This is a genomic window from Streptomyces collinus (assembly GCF_031348265.1).
GTDB classification, from domain to species: Bacteria; Actinomycetota; Actinomycetes; order Streptomycetales; family Streptomycetaceae; genus Streptomyces; species Streptomyces collinus.
The window spans coordinates 6,927,278-6,949,934 of the sequence record NZ_CP133771.1; the positions used below are offsets into that span (position 1 = coordinate 6,927,278).

General features: G+C 72.5%; 24 protein-coding genes. 4 read left to right on the plus strand and 20 right to left on the minus strand.

Going from position 1 to position 22,657, the window contains the following annotated elements:
• Window positions 1-94 precede the first annotated feature (94 nt).
• The 15 genes from RFN52_RS31400 to RFN52_RS31470 form a co-directional block, all read right to left on the minus strand.
• A complete protein-coding gene (locus RFN52_RS31400; protein ID WP_184851235.1) occupies window positions 95-835 on the minus strand; it encodes a sirohydrochlorin chelatase in 741 nt (246 codons plus the stop codon).
• Window positions 836-841: 6 nt separating this feature from the next.
• Window positions 842-1,738, minus strand: coding sequence for an ABC transporter permease (locus tag RFN52_RS31405; RefSeq protein ID WP_184851238.1), 897 nt, complete (start codon window positions 1,736-1,738; stop codon window positions 842-844).
• Entirely contained in the window at window positions 1,725-2,513 is a 789-nt protein-coding gene (locus RFN52_RS31410) for an ABC transporter ATP-binding protein (RefSeq protein WP_184556049.1), read from the minus strand. Before RFN52_RS31410 ends, RFN52_RS31405 begins: the two co-directional genes overlap by 14 nt.
• Window positions 2,514-2,562: 49 nt before the next feature.
• A complete protein-coding gene (locus tag RFN52_RS31415) occupies window positions 2,563-3,666 on the minus strand; it encodes an aliphatic sulfonate ABC transporter substrate-binding protein (RefSeq protein ID WP_184851240.1) in 1,104 nt (367 codons plus the stop codon).
• 222 nt (window positions 3,667-3,888) lie between these two features.
• Entirely contained in the window at window positions 3,889-5,223 is a 1,335-nt protein-coding gene (locus RFN52_RS31420) for a sulfate adenylyltransferase subunit 1 (RefSeq protein ID WP_184851242.1), read from the minus strand.
• A gap of 2 nt (window positions 5,224-5,225) precedes the next feature.
• The gene (cysD, locus tag RFN52_RS31425) at window positions 5,226-6,161 is read right to left on the minus strand and encodes a sulfate adenylyltransferase subunit CysD (RefSeq protein WP_033306738.1); all 936 of its coding nucleotides are present in this window, start codon (window positions 6,159-6,161) and stop codon (window positions 5,226-5,228) included.
• Entirely contained in the window at window positions 6,158-6,694 is a 537-nt protein-coding gene (cysC, locus tag RFN52_RS31430; protein ID WP_184851244.1) for an adenylyl-sulfate kinase, read from the minus strand. The genes cysD and cysC overlap by 4 nt, the downstream gene beginning before the upstream one ends.
• Window positions 6,695-6,717: 23 nt before the next feature.
• Window positions 6,718-7,428, minus strand: coding sequence for a phosphoadenylyl-sulfate reductase (locus RFN52_RS31435; RefSeq protein ID WP_184851246.1), 711 nt, complete (start codon window positions 7,426-7,428; stop codon window positions 6,718-6,720).
• Entirely contained in the window at window positions 7,425-7,613 is a 189-nt protein-coding gene (locus RFN52_RS31440; RefSeq protein WP_184851248.1) for a hypothetical protein, read from the minus strand. The genes RFN52_RS31435 and RFN52_RS31440 overlap by 4 nt, the downstream gene beginning before the upstream one ends.
• Entirely contained in the window at window positions 7,610-9,307 is a 1,698-nt protein-coding gene (locus RFN52_RS31445; protein WP_184851250.1) for a nitrite/sulfite reductase, read from the minus strand. Before RFN52_RS31445 ends, RFN52_RS31440 begins: the two co-directional genes overlap by 4 nt.
• Window positions 9,308-9,433: 126 nt before the next feature.
• Window positions 9,434-9,517 (minus strand): putative leader peptide, encoded by an 84-nt coding sequence (locus RFN52_RS31450; RefSeq protein WP_311241247.1) that lies wholly within the window; start codon window positions 9,515-9,517, stop codon window positions 9,434-9,436.
• Between the two features lie 126 nt (window positions 9,518-9,643).
• On the minus strand, window positions 9,644-10,216 hold the full coding sequence (locus RFN52_RS31455; RefSeq protein ID WP_184851252.1) for a GNAT family N-acetyltransferase: 573 nt from the start codon (window positions 10,214-10,216) through the stop codon (window positions 9,644-9,646).
• Between the two features lie 66 nt (window positions 10,217-10,282).
• Window positions 10,283-11,593: a hypothetical protein gene (locus RFN52_RS31460; protein WP_184851254.1), complete on the minus strand. Its 1,311-nt coding sequence runs from the start codon at window positions 11,591-11,593 to the stop codon at window positions 10,283-10,285.
• 175 nt (window positions 11,594-11,768) lie between these two features.
• A complete protein-coding gene (locus tag RFN52_RS31465; protein ID WP_184851256.1) occupies window positions 11,769-13,046 on the minus strand; it encodes a GAF domain-containing protein in 1,278 nt (425 codons plus the stop codon).
• Window positions 13,047-13,308: 262 nt separating this feature from the next.
• Entirely contained in the window at window positions 13,309-14,943 is a 1,635-nt protein-coding gene (locus RFN52_RS31470; protein ID WP_184851259.1) for an acyl-CoA dehydrogenase family protein, read from the minus strand.
• A gap of 110 nt (window positions 14,944-15,053) precedes the next feature.
• Between RFN52_RS31470 and RFN52_RS31475 the strand changes: the two genes are divergently transcribed.
• Complete coding sequence (locus RFN52_RS31475; RefSeq protein WP_229856098.1) at window positions 15,054-16,220, plus strand: YihY/virulence factor BrkB family protein; 1,167 nt, start codon at window positions 15,054-15,056, stop codon at window positions 16,218-16,220.
• Between the two features lie 13 nt (window positions 16,221-16,233).
• Here RFN52_RS31475 and RFN52_RS31480 read toward each other — a convergent pair whose 3' ends face one another.
• A complete protein-coding gene (locus tag RFN52_RS31480; protein WP_184851261.1) occupies window positions 16,234-17,103 on the minus strand; it encodes an NmrA family NAD(P)-binding protein in 870 nt (289 codons plus the stop codon).
• Window positions 17,104-17,184: 81 nt separating this feature from the next.
• On the opposite strand from RFN52_RS31480, the gene RFN52_RS31485 reads away from it, so the two are divergent.
• Together RFN52_RS31485 and RFN52_RS31490 are read left to right on the plus strand one after the other, a co-directional pair.
• Window positions 17,185-18,156 carry an AraC family transcriptional regulator gene (locus tag RFN52_RS31485; protein WP_184851263.1) on the plus strand — a complete coding sequence of 324 codons (972 nt, stop codon included), beginning with the start codon at window positions 17,185-17,187 and terminating at the stop codon, window positions 18,154-18,156.
• 79 nt (window positions 18,157-18,235) lie between these two features.
• Window positions 18,236-18,925: a helix-turn-helix domain-containing protein gene (locus tag RFN52_RS31490; protein ID WP_184854094.1), complete on the plus strand. Its 690-nt coding sequence runs from the start codon at window positions 18,236-18,238 to the stop codon at window positions 18,923-18,925.
• Here the strand turns inward: RFN52_RS31490 and RFN52_RS31495 are convergent.
• On the minus strand, window positions 18,905-19,309 hold the full coding sequence (locus RFN52_RS31495; RefSeq protein ID WP_184851265.1) for a VOC family protein: 405 nt from the start codon (window positions 19,307-19,309) through the stop codon (window positions 18,905-18,907). The two genes, RFN52_RS31490 and RFN52_RS31495, sit on opposite strands and share 21 nt — an antisense overlap.
• Window positions 19,310-19,811: 502 nt before the next feature.
• On the opposite strand from RFN52_RS31495, the gene RFN52_RS31500 reads away from it, so the two are divergent.
• On the plus strand, window positions 19,812-20,351 hold the full coding sequence (locus RFN52_RS31500) for a peptidoglycan-binding domain-containing protein (protein ID WP_184851267.1): 540 nt from the start codon (window positions 19,812-19,814) through the stop codon (window positions 20,349-20,351).
• Between the two features lie 36 nt (window positions 20,352-20,387).
• On the opposite strand, the gene RFN52_RS31505 is transcribed toward RFN52_RS31500, so the two are convergent.
• From RFN52_RS31505 to RFN52_RS31515, 3 genes are all read right to left on the minus strand, one after another.
• A complete protein-coding gene (locus tag RFN52_RS31505) occupies window positions 20,388-20,813 on the minus strand; it encodes a helix-turn-helix domain-containing protein (protein ID WP_184851269.1) in 426 nt (141 codons plus the stop codon).
• Window positions 20,814-21,022: 209 nt separating this feature from the next.
• The gene (locus tag RFN52_RS31510; RefSeq protein ID WP_184851271.1) at window positions 21,023-21,448 is read right to left on the minus strand and encodes a RidA family protein; all 426 of its coding nucleotides are present in this window, start codon (window positions 21,446-21,448) and stop codon (window positions 21,023-21,025) included.
• Window positions 21,449-21,603: 155 nt separating this feature from the next.
• The gene (locus tag RFN52_RS31515) at window positions 21,604-22,647 is read right to left on the minus strand and encodes a LacI family DNA-binding transcriptional regulator (protein ID WP_184851273.1); all 1,044 of its coding nucleotides are present in this window, start codon (window positions 22,645-22,647) and stop codon (window positions 21,604-21,606) included.
• Window positions 22,648-22,657 lie beyond the last annotated feature (10 nt).

Below are 22,657 nucleotides of genomic sequence, written 5' to 3' on the forward strand. Positions count from 1 at the left end.
ACGCTACCCGATCACCCGCGGGGCACAAGGCCGATCGGAGGGCCGCCCGGGACGGGCACGGGACCGGCCGGTCGCGGGCCGGGCGGGGAAGCCGTCAGGCGCTCACGGCCGACGGCAACGGCATCCGTGCCGCCTCGTACCGTTCCAGCACGACCCTCGCCACCTCCGGCGCCGGGCCCAGGACGTCCGCCAGGACGTCCGCCTCGGCCGCGCCCCGGGCGATGCGGTCCGGGAGGAAGCCGGGCGCCAGCACGTACGGGGCGACGGCGACCCGGGAGCAGCCCAGTTCCCGGAGTGCGCGGACGGCGTCCTCGGTGCGCGGAAGGGATGCGGAGGCGAACGCAGGCCGCACGGCGCACCAACCGGTGTGCCGCCACTCCCGCGCGATTTCTGCGATCACTGCGATCGCCTCCGGGTCGGTGGACCCCGCCGAGGCCAGGACGACCCCGGTCGAGGACTTGTCGGCGGGTGTCAGGCCCGCCTCGTACAGGCGCCGTTCCAGCGCTGCCATGAGCAGGGGGGAGGGTCCGAGGACGTCCGCCTGGTGGATGCGCAGCTGCGGGGGCGCGTCCGCGAGGACCGCGGGGATGTCCGCCTTCGCGTGGAACGCCCGGGTGAGGAGGAGGGGCAGGGCGACGACGTCGCGCACACCCTGCACCGCCAGGGACTCCAGGACCCCCTGCACCGAGGGGACGTTGAAGTCCAGGAAGCCCGTCTCCACCCGTACGTCGGGGCGCGTCGCGCGCACCCGGCGTACCAGGGCGTGCACCGTCGCGGCATGCCGCGGGTCGCGGCTGCCGTGGGCGATGACGAGGAGGACGGGCTTGTTCGTCATGGGGACTCAGTTCTTCACCAGCAGGCCGCGGCTGCGCAGCACCCACCGCTCCAGCGGGCTGAAGATCAGCAGGTCGATGGCGATGCCGACGATCAGGATGAGCAGGATCGCCTCGAACACCATGGCCATGTCGCTGGCGTTGCGGCCGTTCTCCAGCAACTGTCCGAGGCCGACGCCGAGGTCGGGGAAGGACGCGATGATCTCGGCGGCCATCAGGGAGCGCCAGGAGAAGGCCCAGCCCTGCTTCAGGCCCGCCACATAGCCAGGCAGCGCGGCCGGCAGGACGATGTGCCAGGTGCCCTTCAGGCCCGTGGCGCCGAGGGTGCGGCCCGCGCGCAGGAACAGCGGGGGCACCTGGTCGACGCCGGAGACCAGGCCGTTGGCGATCGAGGGGACCGCGCCGAGCAGGATCACCGCGTACATCATCGAGTTGTTCAGACCCAGCCAGATCACCGCCGGCGGCACCCAGGCGACCGACGGCAGGGACTGCAGGCCCGACAGGATCGGGCCGATCGCCGCGCGGATGAACTTCACGCGGGCGACGATCAGGCCGAGCGGCGTGCCGATCAGCAGGGCGAAGAGGAAGCCGAGCAGACCGCGCGAGACGCTGGTCCAGATGTACCCGAGCAACTCGCCCTGGAGCCACGCGGTCTGGACGACGTCCCACACCGCGGACGGCGCGGGCAGCTTGGTCGGGTCGTCGACGACCTTGAACGAGACGAGCGCCTGCCAGACCGCCAGCACCAGTGCCACGGCGAGGACGGGCGGAAGGATCTTCTGGGTGAAGGTCTGCCGGAACGGGGTCCGGGACGTCTGCCGCGTCTCCAGCGCGTCGAGGCCCGCCTCCAGCCCGGCGAGATCGTTGCCGTCCTTGGCGACGGTCGTCGAATCAGTGCTGGCCATGACGGCGGATCTCCCCACGCAGTTCTTCGGTGATCTCGACGGACAGTTCCGCCACGGCGGTGTCCTCGATGCGGCGCGGGTGCGGGATGCCGACCGTCCACTCCCGCGCGATCCGCCCGGGACGGGACGACAGCAGCACCACGCGCTGCGCGAGGCGCACCGCCTCGCGCACGTTGTGCGTGACGAACAGGACGGACACCTGCGTCTCGCGCCAGATGCGGGTCAGCTCGTCGTGCAGCACGTCCCGCGTGATGGCGTCCAGCGCCGCGAACGGCTCGTCCATCAGCAGCAGCTTGCTCTCCTGCGCGAGCGCACGCGCCAGCGCGACGCGCTGGCGCATACCGCCCGACAGTTCGTGCACCCGCTTGCCGTACGCGCCCTTCAGCCGCACCAGTTCGAGCAGCTCCTCGGCACGCTCCCGGCGCTCGGCCTTCGGCACGCCCCGCAGCTTCAGGGCGAGTTCGATGTTCTTGCCCGCGGTCAGCCACGGGAACAGCGCGTGCTCCTGGAACATCAGCGCCGGACGGCCGTCCGTGGCGATCTCGCCGGCGCTGGGGCGGTCCAGGCCCGCCACCAGGTTGAGCAGCGTGGACTTGCCGCAGCCCGAGGCCCCCAGGAGGGTGACGAACTCTCCGGGCGCGACATCGAGGGTGATGTCGTCCAGGACGAGCTGCTGCCCGGCGGGGCCCGCGAACGACTTCGACACGTGGTCGATCCGGGCGGCGTGCGTGGCCGACTCGGTGCCGTCGGCGGCCTTGGCGAGGGTCGTGGCCATGGTCGTCACCTCCTGGGAACTCTTCACAATGCGGCTTCGGGACGCGGGCTTACTTCACGCCGAGGCCGGCGTCGTCGACCGTGGGCTCGCCCTCGGCCTTGAGGACCTTGTTCAGCGGCGCGAGGTCGTAGATGCCCTTCAGGTTCGGCTTCTCCAGCAGCCCGGCCTTCACCGCGTGCTCCGCCTCGGTGTTGAGGGTGGAGGCCAGCGGGTCGTCGGTGAACCGGATCGACTTCCACGCCGGGTCCAGCACGTCGGCCGGCAGCGCCTTGCCGGTTTCCTGCTCCAGCAGCTTGTTCGCCGCTTCCTTCGCCGCGTCCGGGTTGGCGTTGATCCACTTGTTGGTCTCGACCGAGCCCTTGAGCACGGCCTCGACGACCTTCGGGTGCTCCTTGAGGAAGTCCTGCCGCACAATGATGTTCGTGATCACGAACTTCTTGTCCGGCCACAGCGTCGACTCGTCGAGCAGGACCTTGCCGCCCTCGGCGACCAGCTTCGAAGCGGTCGGCTCCGGCACCCAGGCGCCGTCGACGGATCCGGCCTTGTAGGCGTCCGGCGTGACCTTGTTGTCGCTGCGGACGACCGTGACGTCACCCTTGCCGCTCTGCGGGTCGACCTTCCAGCCCTGCTCCGCCGCCCAGTTGAGGAACGCCACGTCCTGTGTGTTGCCGAGCTGCGGGGTCGCGATCCGCTTGCCCTTGACGTCCTTCAGCGACTTGATCTTGTCCGGGTTCACCACCAGCTTCACCCCGCCGGACGCCGAACCGCCGATGATGCGCAGGTTCTTCCCGCCGGCCTTGGTGTAGCCGTTGATCGCGGGGGAGGGGCCGATCCAGCCGATGTCGATGGACTGGGAGTTGAGCGCCTCGATCTCCGAGGGACCGGCGTTGAAGACGGCCGGCTCGACCTTGGTGGCGCCGAGGGCCTTCTGGAAGAAGCCCTTCTGCATGCCCACCAGAGCGGTGCCGTGGGTGAGGTTGCCGAAGTAGCCGATCTTGACGGTGTCGAGACCGTCGATCTTCTTCGCCCCGGCGGCGACCTTGGCGGCGCCGTCGTCCTTGGCCTCGGAGCCGTAACCGCAGGCGGCCAGGGTGAGCAGGGGAAGTGCGGCGATGGCCGCGAGGCTGCGGCGAAGAGCGGATGAAGCACGCACGGGAGGTGGTCCTCTCGGAGGCCCGGCGGTCACGGTCTCTCAGGTCGTGGCCGGGAGGTCGGCAGGTTTTCGTCTACGGCGGTGGGGGGTGAGGGCGCGCATGCGGTGCGCGTACGTCAGCGCACACATCGCGCTACCCCGCCCTGCCCGCTGCCGAGAGCACCGCTGCCGACGCGGCCGCCCTCCTTCGCGAACGTGGAGTAGAAGTCGGGGGAGGTCATGTCAGAAGTCCCACCCGTCGTCCTCGGACTCGTCCTTGACCGGCTCGGGGGCCGCGAAGGACTCGCCGACCATGCCGGCGGTGAGGGTCTGGCCGTCGTTCGGGTCGATCAGGATGAACGAGCCGGTGCGGCGCGAGTCGGCGTAGGAGTCGACCGGCAGCGGCTCGGCGGTACGGATCTTCACCCGGCCGATGTCGTTGGCGACGAGCTGTCCCGGGTGCGGGTGCAGGGACAGGTCGTCGAGCGTGAGGCGGGACGGGATGTCCTTGACGATCGCCTTGACCGTGCGGGTGCCGTGCTTGAGGAGCACCCGGTGCCCGACCGTCAGCGGGGCGTCGGCGACGTGGCAGACGGTCGCCTCGATGTCCTGCGTGGTCGCGGGCGCGTCCTTGCTCGGCACGATCAGGTCGCCGCGCGAGATGTCGATGTCGTCCTCCAGCAGGAGGGTCACCGACTGCGTCGTCCAGGCCACGTCCACCGGCTCGCCCAGCAGGTCGATGCCGGAGATCTTCGAGGCGCGGCCGGACGGCAGCACCGTGACGGAATCGCCGACGTGGAAGGAACCCGCCGCGATCTGGCCGGCGTAACCCCGGTAGTCCGGGTGGTCCGGGCCCTGGGGCCGGATCACGTACTGCACGGGCAGCCGGGCGTGGCAGTGGCTCAGATCGTGGCTCACCGGCACCGTCTCCAGGTGCTCCAGCACGGTCGGGCCGCCGTACCAGTCCATGTTCGCGGAAGGCTCCACCACGTTGTCGCCGACGAGCGCCGAGATCGGGATCGCGGTGACCTCCGGGACGCCCAGCTCGGTCGCGTACGCCGTGAACTCCTCGGCGATGGCGGCGAACACCTTCTCCTCGTAGCCGACGAGGTCCATCTTGTTGACCGCGAGGACCACGTGCGGGACGCGCAGCAGCGCGGCGAGGGCGGCGTGCCGGCGGGTCTGCTCGACGACGCCGTTGCGGGCGTCGATCAGGATCACCGTGAGCTCGGCGGTGGAGGCACCGGTGACCATGTTCCGCGTGTACTGCACGTGGCCGGGGGTGTCGGCGAGGATGAACCGCCGCCGGGGCGTGGCGAAGTAGCGGTAGGCCACGTCGATCGTGATGCCCTGCTCCCGCTCGGCCCGCAGGCCGTCGGTGAGCAGCGCGAGGTCCGGGGCCTCCTGGCCGCGGCTCGCGGAGACGCGCTCCACGGCCTCCAGCTGGTCGGTCAGGACCGACTTGGAGTCGTGCAGCAGCCGCCCGACGAGCGTGGACTTGCCGTCGTCGACGGAACCGGCGGTGGCGAACCGCAGAAGCGTCGTCTCCGCGAGTTCCTCGGTGGTGATCGTGCTCATCTCTAGAAGTACCCCTCGCGCTTGCGGTCTTCCATCGCGGCCTCGGACATCTTGTCGTCGGCGCGGGTGGCACCGCGCTCGGTGAGCCGGGAGGCGGCGATCTCCACGATCACCTTCTCGATGGTGTCGGCGTCGGAGTCCACCGCGCCGGTGCAGGACATGTCACCCACGGTCCGGTAGCGCACGAGCCGCTTCTCGACCGTCTCGCCGTCCTTCGGCCCGCCCCACTCGCCGGCGGTCAGCCACATGCCGCTGCGGGAGAACACCTCGCGCTCGTGGGCGTAGTAGATCTGCGGCAGCTCGATGCCCTCGCGGGCGATGTACTGCCACACGTCCAGCTCGGTCCAGTTGGACAGCGGGAACACGCGGACGTGCTCACCGGGCGCGTGCCGGCCGTTGTAGAGGTTCCACAGCTCCGGGCGCTGGCGGCGCGGGTCCCACTGGGAGAACTCGTCGCGCAGGGAGAACACCCGCTCCTTGGCCCGGGCCTTCTCCTCGTCGCGGCGCCCGCCGCCGAAGACGGCGTCGAACTTCTCCGCCTGGATCTTCTCGGTCAGTGGCAGCGTCTGCAGCGGGTTGCGGGTGCCGTCCGGGCGCTCCTTGAGGACACCGCGGTCGATGTAGTCCTGCACGGAGGCGACGTGCAGCCGCAGCCCGTGCTTCTCGACCGTGCGGTCGCGGTAGTCGAGGACCTCGGGGAAGTTGTGCCCGGTGTCCACGTGCAGCAGCGAGAACGGCACCGACGCCGGCCGGAAGGCCTTCAGCGCCAGGTGCAGCATGACGATGGAGTCCTTGCCGCCGGAGAAGAGGATCACCGGCCGTTCGAACTCGCCCGCCACCTCGCGGAAGATGTGCACCGCCTCGGACTCGAGGGCGTCGAGGTGCGACAGCGCGTAGGGGCTGCCGGTCTCCTCGGAAACGGTGGCGACGGTCGTCATGCCAGTCCCCTTTCGGTCAGCAGGGCGAACACGGCGGCCGCGGACTCCTGCACGGTCTGGTTCTGCGACTCGATGCGCAGATCGGGCGACTCGGGCGCCTCGTACGGGTCGTCGACCCCGGTGAGCCCGGTGAGCTCGCCCGCGGCCTGCTTGGCGTACAGCCCCTTCACGTCCCGCTCGCTGCACACCTCGACGGGCGTCGCGACATGCACCTCGACGTAGCCGGTGCCGTTCGCCTGGTGGCGCTTGCGCACCGCCTCCCGGCTGTCCTGGTAGGGCGCGATGACCGGGACGAGGGCCAGCACGCCGTTGCGGGCGAGCAGTTCGGCGACGAAGCCGATGCGCTGCACGTTGGTGTGCCGGTCCTCGCGGCTGAAGCCGAGGCCCGCCGAGAGAAACTCGCGGATCTCGTCGCCGTCGAGCACCTCGACCCGGTGGCCCTCCTCGCGGAGCCGGCCGGCCAGTTCGTAGGCGATCGTGGTCTTGCCGGCGCTCGGCAGACCCGTGAGCCAGACGGTGGCTCCGGTCGTCACGTCACTCTCCTGAATCGTCGTCGTCATCCGTGCAGCCCGCACTCGGTCTTGCTGCGGCCCGCCCAGCGGCCGGCGCGCGCGTCCTCGCCCTCAAGAACCCGGCGGGTGCAGGGCGCGCAGCCCACGGAGGCGTAGCCGTCCATCAGCAGCGGGTTGGTCAGCACGCCGTGTTCGGTGACGTACGCGTCCACGTCGTCCTGGGTCCAGCGGGCGATCGGCGAGATCTTGACCTTCTGCCGCTTCTCGTCCCAGCCGACCACCGGGGTGTTCGCCCGGGTCGGGGACTCGTCGCGGCGCAGGCCGGTCGCCCAGGCCTGGTAGTCCTTCAGGCCCTGCTCCAGCGGCTGGACCTTGCGCAGCGCGCAGCACAGGTCGGGGTTGCGGTCGTGCAGCTTGGGGCCGTACTCGGCGTCCTGCTCGGCGACGCTCTGGACCGGGGTGAGCGTGATGAGGTTGACGTCCATCACGGCCTCGACCGCGTCGCGGGTGCCGATGGTCTCCTCGAAGTGGTAGCCCGTGTCGAGGAAGACCACGTCGACGCCGGGCATGGCACGGGCGGCGAGGTGGGCGACCACCGCGTCCTCCATGGAGGAGGTCACGCAGAACCGCTTGCCGAACGTCTTCGCCGCCCACTGGAGGATCTCCAGCGCGGAGGCGTCTTCAAAGTCGCGGCCCGCCTGCTCGGCGAGCTGCTTCAGGTCCTCGGTGGTGCGCTCTTCCTGAGCGGTCGTCATATCTGTGCCCCTCCGGAATCGGATCGCTTCGCTCCCCGGGACAGCAGCCCGAGGAACTTCAGCGAGAAGGCCCGGCTGCACGCCGCGCATTCCCACGCGCCGTGCCTGCCCTCCGCGGCCTCGCTCGGACGCAGGTCCTCGTCGCCGCAGTAGGGGCAGTAGAACGGTGCCGCGCGCTCGCTCACGACAGGGCCTCCTCACTGGCCCGCGCCGCCCACGCGGCGAACCGCTCGCCGTCCTCGCGCTCGGCCTGGAACCGCTTCAGGACGCGCTCGACGTAGTCGGGCAGTTCCTCGGAGGTGACCTTCAGACCGCGGACCTTGCGGCCGAAGCCGGCCTCCAGGCCCAGGGCGCCGCCCAGGTGCACCTGGTAACCCTCGACCTGCTCGCCCTGGTCGTTGAGCATGAGCTGGCCCTTGAGACCGATGTCCGCGACCTGGATACGGGCGCAGGCGTTCGGGCAGCCGTTGAGGTTGATGGTGAGCGGCTCGTCGAAGTCCGGCAGACGGCGCTCCAGTTCGTCGATCAGCTGCGCACCGCGCTGCTTGGTCTCGACGATGGCGAGCTTGCAGAACTCGATGCCGGTGCAGGCCATGGTGCCGCGGCGGAACGAGGAGGGCCGGGCGGTCAGGTCGAGCGCCTCCAGGGCCTCGACGAGCGACTCGACCTGGTTCTCCTCGACGTCGAGGACGATCATCTTCTGCTCGACGGTGGTGCGCACCCGGCCCGAGCCGTGGGCCTCGGCGAGGTCGGCGATCTTCGTGATCGTCGCACCGTCGACGCGTCCCACCCGCGGGGCGAAACCGACGTAGAACCGGCCGTCCTTCTGCCGGTGCACACCGATGTGGTCACGCCACAGCTGGGACGGCTGCTCCGGAGCGGGTCCGTCCACCAGCTTGCGCTTCAGGTACTCGTCCTCCAGGACCTGCCGGAACTTCTCGGCGCCCCAGTCCGCGACGAGGAACTTCAGGCGGGCGCGGGTGCGCAGCCGGCGGTAGCCGTAGTCGCGGAAGATCGAGATGACGCCCTCGTAGACGTCCGGGACGTCGTCGATCGACACCCAGGTGCCCAGCCGCACGCCCAGCTTGGGGTTGGTGGACAGGCCGCCGCCGACCCACACGTCGAAGCCGGGGCCGTGCTCGGGGTGGACGACACCGACGAACGCGACGTCGTTGATCTCGTGCACCACGTCCAGCACCGGCGAGCCCGAGATGGCCGTCTTGAACTTGCGGGGGAGGTTCGAGTACGCCGGGTTGTTCAGGACGCGGCGCTTCATCTCCTCCAGGGCCGGGGTGCCGTCGATGATCTCGTCCTCGGCGATGCCCGCCACCGGCGAGCCGATCATCACACGCGGGGTGTCGCCGCAGGCGGTGACCGTCGACAGGCCCACGCCCTCCAGCCGGTTCCAGATCTCGGGCACGTCCTCGATGCGGATCCAGTGGTACTGGACGTTCTGCCGGTCCGTGATGTCGGCCGTGCCGCGCGCGAACTCCTGCGAGATCTCGCCGATGACCCGCAGCTGCCGCGTGGTCAGCGCCCCGCCGTCGATCCGGACGCGCAGCATGAAGTACTCGTCGTCCAGCTCCTCCGGCTCCAGGATCGCCGTCTTGCCGCCGTCGATGCCGGGCTTGCGCTGGGTGTACAGACCCCACCAGCGCATGCGGCCGCGCAGGTCGTTCGGGTCGATGGAGTGGAAACCGCGCTTGGAGTAGATCGTCTCAATGCGTGTCCGCACATTGAGACCGTCGTCGTCCTTCTTGAACTGCTCGTTGCCGTTCAGCGGGGTGTGGTGCCCCACGGCCCACTGACCCTCACCGCGGTGACGGCTCACCTTGCGGCGGGGAGTCGCGTCGGCAGGCTTCTGCGGGGTGGCGGCCATGGTTGATACGTCCTTCGGACAGGCGGGAATGCGGCTCTGACCTGCGCGTGCGCGCATGGGCATACGTGCGCGTCATTGCGCGGGCAAGGAGAGAGAAAGGGGATGTCGGGCGCGGGCTGAGTACGCTCAGTGCGCCGGACAGATGGCGCTGGACATGCGGCCGAGGTCGACGTGCCGCCGACTCACCAAGGCAATTCCAGTTCCAGACATGACGGAAGCGTGTCACGGCGATCTGGACACAGTCCAGCTTCGTCCAAGATGCGGACACCCTTGTCTCGCAGAGCAAGACAAGGGTGGTGTAGGTCACATCGGGCGGTCTTGAGGTGTCCGTCCAGGTCAGACGGGGAACGCCCCAGGCCACGGTCCCGGAGCGGCGGCCTCCGCCTCCTCCTCGACCTTGGTGTCGAACAGCTTGAAGCCCCGCCGCAGGTAGTTGTCCATCGCGTGCTCGCCGTCCTTGCTGCAGGTGTGCAGCCACACCCGCTTCGTCGGCGCCAGACCCGCCCAGCGGTCCGCCAGGTCCCAGGCCCGGGCCGTGCCGTACGACAGCAGGTGCCCGCCGATGCGCCGGCCCCGGAAAGCGGGGAGCAGCCCGAAGTAGACGATCTCCACGACCGCGTCGTCCTGGGCCTCCAGCTCCACGTACCCCGCGGGCGTGCCCCGGTCGTAGGCCACCCACGTCTCCACCCCGGGCCGCTCCAGGTGCTCCACCCACCGCGCGTACGGCCAGCCGAGCCGGTCCGTCCAGAGGATGTCGCCGCCCACCGACGCGTAGAGGAACCGGCTGAACTCGGGCGAGGGCACCTCGGAGCGGACGACCCGGACGTCCCCGTCCGGCGCGACGGCCGGCAGCAGGTCGGTCGGGGCGGTCTGCTCCAGGGACCAGGTGGTCACGGCGATGGTGGTCATGCGGGCCAGAAAATCATCCGACCCACTCGTCTGTCGATCGGCCCCGTGCTGCGCGGGCGGCCCCGGTCAGTCCAGCGCCCGGTCGATCGACGTCAGCGGCAGCGCGAACAGCATCCGCCCCGACTGGGACCAGACCTCGCCGGTCTCCTCCCAGTAGGACAGGGAACCCGACCCGCCGCTCCAGCAGTGCCGCGTCCCGTCCGTGCCGCACTCCGTCGCCCGCGCGCCGTCCGTGTCCTGGCGCCACAGCGTGCCGTGCCCGCCCGGGCCGCCCGACGCCCGGTCCAGGTACCAGCCGGTGCGGTGGGCCAGCACGCCCCGCACATCCGTCGTCTTCGTCTCGTAGGCCTCGACCGGGTCCGCGTCCCCGGAGGAGTCGGTGGCGAGCAGCCCGGAGCGTGCCGGGTCCCGGCTCAGCGCGTAGCGCCACAGGCGGGTGTGCCGGTCGCCGTCCGCCGGCACCCACTCGCTCGCGACCAGACTGTCGGGGGAGGTGCTGCGGTCCAGGGAGACGGTGGCCGGGCGGGCCGCGTCGTCCCCGCCGGGCAGCGTGTACGAGCCGACGGCCGGCAGCACGAACCGGTAACCGTGCGCGGACCAGCCGCCCCGCACCCGGCCGACCGCCTCGGACTCGACGGTGGCGCGCTGGATGCGGTCCATGTCGTACACGTACAGCGCGTTCCGGTCGCCCTCGCGGGTCGTCACCAGCAGCTTGTCCTGGTACCAGACCATGCCGGACAGCGGGGAGACCAGCCCGCGGTAATCCCGCCCGCCGTCCACCGGGACGGCCAGCAGAGCCCACGTGTAGCGCGGCGCGCCCGGGTCGTTCGCGTCGACGAAGGCGACCTTGGCCAGGCCCTGCCCCGGGGCCGGACCGTCCAGGGAGCCGCCCTCGGCGCCCCGGGTCCAGCCGGACAGGATCACGCGGTTCGCGCCCCAGCGGCCGTCGTCGTCCGCGTCGCCCGAGGTCGTGACCGCGCCGGCCCGCCAGCCCCGGGTGCCGGAGCCGCCGAAGCAGTACGCGCGAGTGGCCGCCGGTTCCACCGGCAGGCTGTGCTTCTCGGGAGCCGGGCAGTCGGCCGCCTCCCGCAGCGGGACGTCGGCGTTCTCCAGTACCGTGCCGACGCCGACGGGCCGGCCCATCTCCGACGCCAGCCGGTCCAGCCACCGCCCGGGAATCCGGTGCTCGGCCAGCGGCAACCGCCCGGCACCGTCGGACGCGGAGACCGGCTTGAGAGCCCCGGGGGCGTCGGCGACGGTGGCCTGTGAGGCGCTGATCAGGGTGGCGGCGGCGGTGAGCGCGAGAGCCGTCCCGGCCAGGGTCGCGCGCAGCGCCCTGCCCCGCCTGCGCCGCCGGTGTCTGCCGCGATGCTTCATAACGTCCTCCCGAGACGGACCAACTGCGCCTGTTGATCCGCACGTTGACGGAGGAGCAGGTGGGGTGGCCCGTAGAGGGATGCTACGGCAGGTGAGCGGCGCACGGGACGAAGACCCTGCAAATATGCGAAAGATGCACCCCTCGGGGCGCCTTGTGCGGCACTCGCGGTGAACCTCAGGGTGCCGCTGCGGATCCGCGCGGCCCGCTCACCGCCGGTGCCGTCGAGTGCGGCAGCAGATCCCGCGGGTCGTCCGGGAGCAGCACCTCGACCTCGGCGTCCTCGGCGAACCGGTACGGCCGGTGCTCCAGAAACGTCCCCAGGTACCGCCGCACCCGCGACATCTCGGCACGCACCGTCACCGTGCGGGCCGGATCGCCGAACACGTCCCCGGCCAGGCCCGAGGCGCTGCGGCCGGCGCGGTGAACGGCGAGCAGATACAGCAACTCCGCGTGCCGCGGGCTCAGTTCCCGGGTCCAGGAGCCCGCCCCGCCGAGCACCTCCACCGACCAGCGCCGCGCCTGCCTGAGGTCCAGCACGATCCTGGCCGGACCGCGCGGCACCGGCTCGTCGCCGGCCGCCCGCACCAGCCAGCCCCCCGCCAGCGGCTCCACAGCGCACAGCCCGAGCGCCGGCAGCCGTCTCGGGCCCGCCGACAACGACTTCGGCAGCGCCACCCGCCGCGCGTACGGCATTCCGCTGACCGCGGCGACCCAGCCGTCCGGATCGACGACCAGGGCACGGCCGCCGATCCGCGCCAGCACCGGCGCCGCCACCGCCCGCAGCCGCTCCAGCGACTCCGTGTGCATCTCCCGCAGCCGGGCCTCGGCGAGCCGGGCCACCGAGCCCACCCAGGCGAGCGTGGCCGGATGCATCGTCTCCAGCGGACCGCTCACGTCCACGACGCCGAGCAGCCGGCCGTCCCGCGGATCCGTCAGAGGCGCGCCCGCGCAGGTCCAGCCGGCCTGGGAACGCACGAAGTGCTCGGAGGCGAAGACCTGCACGGGCCGGCGCACCACCGCCGGGGTGCCCAGACCGTTCGTGCCGACGATGTCCTCACGCCAGTCCGCGCCGAGTCCGAAACCCAGCCCGTCGGCCTTGCGCAGCACCGGCGGGCTGCCCTCGCGCCACAGCACCCGGCCGTCCTCGTCGGCCACCACCATGATGTGGTGGGCGACGTCCGCTGCCGCCAGCAGCCCCTCCCTCAGCACCGGCAGCACATGGCGCAAAACCGTGGTCTCGCGCCGCCGTTGCACCTCCTCGCGGGGCAGCGGATCCGCCCGGACGTCGTGGTCCGGATCCACACCGCTGCGCATCATCCGCTCCCAGGACCGCTCGATCACCGGACGCGGCGCCACCGGAGCCGGCTGCCCGGCCAGCCGCGCCGAGCGGACCTGCTGGAGAACCCGGGCCGCGCGCGTGCTGTCGACGGCGGCCAAGTGCGTGACGTCCATACGCGTGCGCCCCCCGGAGTCGCTTCTGACTGTGCGTCTCATAGTGCCGTCTGCCCCCGGCGGCGCGCACACTCCGCACACAGTCAGCAGCAAGTTGCAACCCCCTGCAACCCTGGTGGACAGTCCGGCCGTGTCCGAAACTTGAGCGGCGCCGTCCCGAGCGGCGTTCAGCGGCTCGAACGGGCCAGTGCGGCGGGGGTGGTGCCGTGTCGGCGCAGCACCACCCCCGCTCTTTCGCGTACGCGTGCGACGCCCGTCCGGATCAGGACACCGGCCGCGCCCGCTCCACCACCGACGCCAGGTCCAGCGTGTGCGGCAGCGTCCCGAACGCGGCGCCCGCGTCGCCGCCGAGCCGCCCCGCGCAGAACGCGTCGGCGACCTGCGGCGGCGCGAAACGGACCAGCAGCGAGCCCTGGAGCACCAGCGCGAGCCGCTCCGCCAGCCGCCTCGCCCGCCCCTCCACGCCCTCCAGGTCGGCGAGTTCGGTCAGCAGGTCCTTGATCGCCCCGTCCAGGCGGTGATCGGCGCCCCGCGCCTGCCCGACCTCCCGCAGATACGCGTCCAGCGCGCCCGGCTCCCGCTGCAACGCCCGCAGCACGTCGAGCGCCTGGACGTTGCCCGCGCCCTCCCAGATCGAGTTCAGCGGCGACTCGCGCACCAGCCGCGGCATCGGGGACTCCTCCACGTACCCGTTGCCGCCGAGGCACTCCGCCGCCTCCACGGCAACCGGCGGGCACCGCTTGGTCACCCAGTACTTGGCGGCCGGCACCGCGATCCGCAGCAGCGCCCGCTCCTGCTCGCCGCCGTCGTCCCAGGCCGCCGCGAGCCGCAGCGCCAGGGCCGTCGCCGCCTCCGACTCCAGCGCCAGGTCGGCGAGGACGTTGCGCATGAGCGGCTTGTCGACGAGCTTCCCGCCGAACGCCTCGCGGTACGTGCAGTGGTGCACCGCCTGCGCCACCGCCTGCCGCATCAGCCCGGCGGAGCCGAGCACGCAGTCGAGCCGGGTCGCCGCGACCATCTCGATGATGGTGCGCACCCCGCGCCCCTCCTCACCGACCCGGCGCGCCCACGTCCCGTCGAACTCGACCTCGGCGGAGGCGTTGGACCGGTTGCCCAGCTTGTCCTTGAGCCGCTGGATCCGGAACACGTTACGCGTGCCGTCCCGCAGCACCCGCGGCACCAGGAAGCAGGTCAGCCCGCCCGGAGCCTGCGCCAGCACCAGGAAACCGTCGGACATCGGCGCCGAGCAGAACCATTTGTGCCCGGTCAGCTCGTACGTCCCGTCCTCGGCGAGGGGCCGCGCCGACGTGCGGTTGGCCCGGACGTCACTGCCGCCCTGCTTCTCCGTCATTCCCATCCCGAACAGCGCCCCGGCCTTCTGGTCCGCCGGCCGCAGCTCCTGGTCGTAGACCATGGACGTCAGCCGCGGTTCCCACTCGGCGGCCAGCTCCGGGTCGGTGCGCAGGGCGGGGACCGCGGCGTGCGTCATCGACAGCGGGCAGCCGTTGCCGGCCTCGACCTGCGTCCACACCACGAAGGCGGCGGCCCGCCGCAGATGCCCGGCCGGCCGGCCCCACGCAGCCGTCAGGCCCGCCGAGACGCCCTTGCCGAGCAGCCGGTGCCAGGAAGGGTGGAACTCGACCTCGTCGGCGCGGTTGCCGTACCGGTCGTGCGTCAGCAGCCGCGGCGGGTTCTCGTTGGCGAGCCTGCCCCACTCCTGCACCTGCGCCGATCCGGAGGTGCGGCCCAGAGCCGTCAGCTCGCCGAGGACCTCCTCGCGCAGGTCCGGGTCCAGATGCCGGGCGACCGCGTCGGCCAGCGCCCGGTCGGCGGAGAAGACGTCGTACCCGACCAGCGGCGGGACCTGGTTCGTCACGGTGTGCGTGCTGCCTGCCATGCTGCGAAAGTACCCCGCGGTAGCACCTTGGTCACCAGCGGACCCGGCCCGGTCCGCGAAGACCCGGCCTGTGGGTGAGTGGGGCCGGGCACGGCGGATACCGTTAGGGGGTGCAGCCAGCAAGTGACACCCCCGACACACCCTCCGGGCGCCTCCACCGGGCGCGAGCGCTCTACCGGAACGTCTCCAAGCGCAGGACCGCCTGGCTGCTGCTCAAGGACACCGTCAACTCCTGCGTCGAGTACCGCATCCTGGGCCTCGCCGCCGAGGCCGCGTTCTTCACCCTGCTGTCGGTGCCGCCCCTGCTGCTCAGCATGATCGGACTGCTCGGCTACGTCGACGCCTGGACCGGCGCCGACACCATCCAGAGCCTCCAGACCAACCTCCTGGAAGCATCCCGCACGGTCCTGTCCGACCAGGGCGTCCGCGAGATCGCCCAGCCGATCCTGCACGACGTGATGAAGGGCGGCCGGCCGGACGTCATCTCCATCGGCTTCCTGTTCGCCCTGTGGTCGGGCTCGCGCGCGGTGAACGTCTTCATAGACACCATCACCGTCATGTACGGCCTCGACGGCGTCCGGGGCATCGTCAAGACCCGACTGATGGCCTTCCTGCTGTTCATCGTGGCCCTGCTGATCGGCTCCGTGGCGCTGCCGCTGATGGTGGCCGGGCCGGACGCGGTGGTGCGGATCGTGCCCTGGTCGACGACGGTCGTGCAGGTCCTCTACTGGCCCACGGTGATCCTCCTGTCGATCGCCTTCCTGACGACGCTCTACCACGTGTCCGTCCCGGTCCGCTCCCCTTGGATCGAGGACGTGCCCGGCGCGCTGGTCGCCCTCGGCATGTGGGTGCTCGGCAGCTTCCTGCTGCGGATCTACCTGACCAGCACCGTCGAGGGCCCCACGATCTACGGCTCCCTCGCCGCGCCCGTCGCCGTGCTGCTGTGGATCGGTGTGTCCGCGTTCGCCGTCCTGGTCGGGGCCGCGGTCAACGCCGCCATCGACCGGGTCTGGCCGGCCGCCGCGACGGCCGCGGCCCGCGAGGCGAACGAGCGGCTGCGGCAGGCCCAGGTCGCCGAGTACGTCGCCCGCGCCAGTGCCGCGGGCGAAGCCGACCCGGACATGCCCTCCGAGTTCCCGGAGCGCTGGTCGCGCTTCCTGCCGCCGGAGGACGTGTCCGCCCGCCTGCGCACCCATGTGAAGAGCACCCACGTGAAGAACACCCAGTTGAAGAGCACCCAGGTCAACGGGGAGGGGCCCCCGCCCGAGGACCGGTGACGGGCGCCCGCTCTCAGGCCCTCCAGGTCCCGGCCGCGGCCCCCTCGCGCACGAAGTCGCCGAAGTCCCGGGGCGCCCGGCCCAGCACCTCCCGCACGCCGTCCGAGAGGTGCGCGTTGCGGCCGTCCAGGAGCGTGCCGAAGATCTCCGTCATCCCCGCCACCTCCTCCGGCGGCACACCGAACCCGGCCAGCGCCTCGCCGTAGTCCCGCGTCGAGACGGCCCGGTACGTCAGCGGGCGCCCCGTCGCCGCGGCGATCTCCGCGACGGCCTGCCCGAAGGTCAGCAACCGGGCCCCGGAGAGGCTGAGGATCCGCTCCGCGTACCGGTCGCCGGAGGTCAGCACATGCACCGCCACGTCCGCGATGTCCCGCACGTCGAGGAACGGCTCGCGCACCTCGTCGGCGGGGAACACCAGCCCGCCGCGCTCCCGCAGCTCCGCCACCAGCGGCCCCTCACTGAAGTTCTGCGCGAACCAGGCCGCCCGCACCACCGTCCAGGCCGCCCCCGAGGCGCGCAGTGCCTCCTCGGTGGGCAGGGCCTGGTCCTCGCCCCGCGCGGACAGCAGCACCAGCCGCCGCACCCCGAGCCCGACCGCCTCCCGCGCGAGCGCGCCGACCACCTCCGCGGCGCCCGGGGCGCCGACGTCCGAGGGGTGGGCGAGGTAGGCCGCGTCGGCGCCGCGCAGGGTGTCCGCCCAGGTCGAGGCGTCCCACCAGTCGAAGCCCGTCGCCCGCGAAGCCGCCCGGACCGTGAGCCCGGCCGCCTCAGCGGCCCGCGCCACCCGGCTCCCGGTACGCCCCGTGGCGCCCGTCACCACCACCGTCCTGACCCGTGCGTTCCGTGCAGTGTTCCGTGTCGTGTTCTCCGCCGTGTTCGTCATGCCGTCGAGTCAACTGCCGTACGCAGCACGGAACCATCGCTGAACGGCTCATTCCCATACGCCCGCGTCTACGCTGGCCGCATGGACGCGCCCCCACGCTCGACCACGCTCCCGCGGGCGGACCCCCTTGCCGGTCTGCTGGAGGGGCCCCGCGCGCGGGGCGCGTTCATGATCAGGGCCTGCTTCGACCCGCCGTGGGCGGTACGCGTGGAGGACCGGGCCCCGCTCACCGTGATGCTCGTCGTCCGCGGCGAGGCCTGGATCGTCCCCGACCGGGGCGAGCGGACGCGGCTCAGGGCCGGGGACCTCGCCATCGCCCGCGGCCCGGACCCGTACACCTGCGCCGACGCCCCCGGCACGGCACCGCAGGCGGTGATCCTGCCGCACCAGGAGTGCCGCTACCCCGACGGACGGCCCCTCAACGGCTCCATGGACCTGGGCGTGCGCACCTGGGGCGACCGGCTCGACGGGGACACCGTGATGCTGATCGGCACCTATCCGATGCGGGGCGAGATCGGCGGCCGGCTGCTGGACGCCCTGCCGCCGCTGCTCGGCCTCCCGTCCGACGTGTGGGACTGCCCGCTCACGCCGTACCTCGCCGAGGAGATCGTCAGGGACGAGCCGGGGCAGGAGGTCGTCCTGGACCGGCTGCTGGACCTGCTGGTCATCGCCGCGCTGCGGGCCTGGTTCGCACGCCCCGAGGCGGAGGCACCGGCCTGGTACCGGGCCCTCGCCGACCCGGTCGTCGGCGGCGTGCTGCGTCTGCTCCAGGACGACCCGGCCCACCCCTGGACCGTCGCCTCGCTCGCCGCGAAGGCCGGGGTGTCCCGAGCGGCGCTGGCCCGCCGCTTCACCGCCCTGGTGGGCGAACCCCCGATGACCCACCTGACCGGCTGGCGCCTCGCCCTCGCCGCCGACCGCCTGCGCGACTCCGCCGACACCCTCGACGCGGTGGCCCGCAGGGTGGGCTACGGCAGCGCCTTCGCCCTGTCGACGGCGTTCAAGCGGGTGTACGGGGTGAGTCCGGTGGAGTACCGGGGGCGGGTGACATAGCGGGACCGGGACCGGGACCGGGACCGGCGCCGGGACCAACCCCGTGCCTGTCGCCGTGTCGCGGCGTAGCCTGGCCCTCGTGTACGTGGAGCGGGCGTCGCGACTGCCCGGGGCGGTCGTGTGGACCAACACGCCGTCGCGGCCCGGGGCGGCGCGGGTCCTGCCCGACGGGTGCATGGACCTGCTGTGGCACGACGGCCGGCTGATGGTCGCCGGGCCCGACACCCGCGCGTACCTCCCGGACGGTGTGACCGGCCCCTGGGCCGGTGTCCGCTTCTACCCGGGCACGGCCCCCGCGCTCCTGGGCGTGCCGGCGCACGAGCTGCGCGACCGGCGCGTCGAGCTCGCGGACCTGTGGCCGGCCCCGCAGGTGCGGCGCATGTCCGACCGTGTGAACGCGGCCCCCGACCCGGCGAACGCCCTGGAGGAACTGGCGCTGCGGCAGGCGGCCGGTGCCGAACCCCCCGACCCGCTGCTCCGGCAGATCGTCACCGCACTCGACGCGGGCCGTCCGGTCGCCGCCACCGCCGACGAACTCGGCGTGAGCGCCCGCCGGTTGCACCGCCGCTCGCTGTCCGCCTTCGGCTACGGCCCCAAGACCCTGGCCCGCATTCTGCGGCTGCACCGCGCCCTCGCCCTGGCCCGGGCCGGTGTGCCGTTCGCGGAGACGGCCGCCCGGGCCGGTTACGCGGACCAGGCCCATCTGGCCCGCGACGTGAGGGAGTTGGCGGGGCTGCCGCTGGGCGAGCTACTCGGCCGCGGCGGCTAGCGGGGCGAACAGGTCCACCCCGTTGCCGTCCGGGTCGTCCACCACGGCGTACCGCTGGCCCCAGAAGGCGTCGAACGGCTTGAGCTCGCCTTCATACCCCGAGCCGACCAGCTCGTCGTAGAGCGCGTCCACCTCCTCCGGTCCGTCGCAGCGCAGGGCCAGCGAGGCCCGGCCACCGCCGGCGGGCGGCTGCCAACCGGGCAGGAAGGAGCGGACCGTCTCCTCGGTGTCGAGCATCAGCCGCAGCCCGCCGGGCAGTTCCGCCTCGGCGTGCGGCTGGTTCTCGGCGCCGTCCGGGAAGGCGAACCCGATGCGGCGGTAGAAGGCGACGGAGGCGGCCATGTCGGAGACGACCAGGCCGATGGCATCGAATCGTGCAGTCATGGAGCCACCGTAGGAAGGCCGGCACTGCCCCGTCTTGAAGAAAACGGACGCCCCCGTGCTGGACTTTCCGGGTGCCCGTCGAGGCGCCCGTCCCGAAAATTTCGGTCGCCACACGGCCCTCCCCGGAGGTCGCCCACGGGGATCCGGCCTTCCGCGCCCACCTCCTGGGCGGATCACCTGGGCGGCCCGGCTCCCACCGCCCTGGCCGCGCCCGGACGCCGCTGCCGCGCCTGCCGCCCTGGCTGCGCCTGGCCCCCGCTGCCGCGCCCGGACGCCGTTGTCGCGCCTGTCGCCGTCGGCCCCCCGGTCCGGGCGGGTCCCTGCCGGCCCGTCTCCCGCCGGGACGCCGCCGCACCGCGGCTGAACCGTCCCAGGGCGGTCCGGGGACGCCGGCAGGGCTCGCCGCGGGTGCCGCCTGCCCGTGAGGCTGTGCCGTGCCAGACGAGACGAGCCGCCCCAGGGGAAACCCGCCGGGGGACGGCGGTTCGGAAAGGACAACCGCATGAGCATGCGCAATCGGGCCATGGCGATGGTGACGGCCGTGATGCTGGGGGCCGGGGGGACCGGCATCGCCCTGGCTCCGGCGGCGAACGCCGCGCCCGCCTACTTCGGCATCGACGGCAAGGGTGTCGTGACCAACGACTGGGAGGACGAGGAGAACCTCGGCGTCGACGCCTACTCCAGGGGCAACGCCGTCGCCCTGTGGGAGACCGTGCTGTGGGCGGACGGCGCCGAGTGGGAGGACGACGAGGGCGAGTGGCAGCCCTTCAGGAAGAGCCGGATCGACGGCTCCTTCGGGCCGGAGACAGAGTCGGCCACCCAGTGGTGGCAGAGCCGGCACAACCTCCCCGAGACCGACGGCACCGTCGACAGCGAGAGCTGGGACTTCGCCCAGACCCGGCTCCAGAGCCTGCCGGGCAACATCGTCCAGTACAAGGGCCTCGTGCGGAACGTCAACTTCAAGCGCGTGGGCGGCAAGTACCAGGTGAAGCTGAAGAACGTCGGGCCGTGGAAGTACGCCCACTACCGCACGGTCGGCTGAGCCGGCCATCGCCGGGGGAGCGAGCGGCCGTGACGCTCATCCGCTCCCCGCGGGCAGCAGCCACAACAGCCCGGCCAGCAGCACGACGATGACCCCGAACGACACCAGGGCCGCCGCCCGCCAGCGCCGGTACTCGGCACCGGCCGGCGGCGCGTCCGCCATCGGCCCCGCGGGCCCGGCCGCCACCGGCACCCCGTGGGGCCACGTCGTGTCGGCCAGATCCCACAGCGCCAGCAGCCGTGCCTGGTCGGCCCCGGCCACCCGGCACAGTGCCTGCACCGCTCCCCGCGGCGGCTGCTTGGCCCCGCTGAGATACCGCTGCCACGACGACTTGCTGTAAGCGGTCCGCCGGGCCAGCTCGGCGAGGCTCAGCCCGGTGCGGTCCTTCAGGGCCCGCAGCTGCTCGACCAGGTGCCGCGCCTCCCTCGGCAGTACGTCCGGAAGCGGCCGCCAGCGTGTCATGGTCGTCCCCCCACTGCTCGCCGCCGTCCCGCCCCCGGACACCGGCCCCTCCCCACCGCACCGTTCGACGCCGGCCCGTCCCGGCCAGTTCCCCCCAATGGCGGGCGCGCGACGCGTACGAGGGGTGTGTGGCGGACCCCCGCACGACCACGGGTTGTGTCCGCACGCCCCGCCGGGGAGCGGCCCGTCAGGCCGCCCCGGCCGGCCCGTCAGGCTGCCCCGACCGGCCCTGTCGGCCGCACCGCGACCGCGTCGACCTCGAACAGCATCCCGGGCAGCGCCAGCGAGGCCACCCCGCTCAGCGTTTGCGCCGGGAGGCGTTCCCCGAAGCGGGCGTGCAGGGCCTTGCCCAGGATCTCCAGCTTCCCCGGGTCGTGGTCCACGATGAACGTGCCGAGCCGTACGACGTCTTCGTAGCCGAGACCGACGCCCTCCAGGGCCGAGCGCAGCCGGTCGAAGGCGAGCTCCACCTGCGCGGCGAAGTCACCCGGTACCGGGGCGCCGGTGGTGTCCGAGGCGTACTGGCCGCCGATGAAGACGGTTTCACCGGGTGACGACACGGCGTGGCTGTAGCCGAAGGGCGTGGGGTCGTGGAGCGTGGCCGGGTTGGTGATGGTGCGCGCGTCGCGCGTCATGAGAGGCAGCCCCTTCACTGAGTACGCCCGCCGCCACACCGACGGCGGACCTGGCACTCCCGCCAACTCCCCGCAGGCACAGGCACATTCCCGCCTCGGCGCGCCGACGCCCGCCGGCACACGTGCACGGGCACGCCCGACGGCCCACGTCGCACCTACGCGCGCGGCGCCGCCGTACTCGCCCGTTCCACCAGCCGCGTCGACAGCTCGGTGCGCGTGCTCTCGGGGCGGTGCCCGTCCATCATGCGCAGCAGCGACCGCAGGGCCGTCGCGGCCATCTCGGACAGCGGCTGGCGGACGGTGGTCAGGGCGGGGGAGGCCCAGCGGGCCTCGGGCAGGTCGTCGAAGCCGACCACACTGATGTCGTCCGGGACCCTCAACCCCCGTTCGGCCAGGGCCTCGTAGACACCCAGCGCCATCCGGTCCGAGCAGACGAAGACGGCGGTCGGCGGCTCGGGCAGGTCGAGGAGTTCCAGCATGCGGCGGTGGGCCACGCTCTCGTCGAACCCGGCGTGCCGGACGTACTCGGCCCGGTGCCGGACCCCCGCCGACGCGAGCGCCGAACGGTACCCGGCGACGCGCGCGCTGCTGCACATCGTGCGCCGTGGGCCGGCGATCACCGCGATCCTCTCGTGGCCCAGGGACAGCAGATGCTCCGTGGCCGTCAGACCGCCCTGCCAGTTCGCGGCGCCCACCGAGACCACGCCCTCCGGCGGTTCCTGCACCGGGTCGATCATCACGAACGGTATGCGGTGCTGCTCCAGCCACGCGTACTGCGAGGCGCTGAGCTCGGCCAGGTTGAACAGGACCCCGGAGGAACCGCGGGCGACCAGCTTGTCCAGCCAGCCGCGCTCCGGGCGGCCGATCCGGGAGCGGATCAGGGCCGCCGACACCACGACCTCCAGTCCCGCGTCGTGCGCGGCGTCCTCCACTCCGTGCAGCACCGCGCCCGACCAGGAACTCTCCAGCGAGTGCACGACCAGATCGACCAGCCGGGGTGCCTTCGCCGCGTCGAAGCGGGGTCTGCGCACGTACCCGAGCCGGTCGAGTGCCTCGGTGACGCGGCGGCGGGTCTCGGGTGCCACGTCCTCGCGGCCGTTGACCACCTTGGACGCGGTCGGCACCGACACCCCCGCCTCGCGCGCCACGACCGCCAGCGTCGGACCGGCAGCCGCGCTCGCACTCGCCGTACGGACCATCGGGAACCCA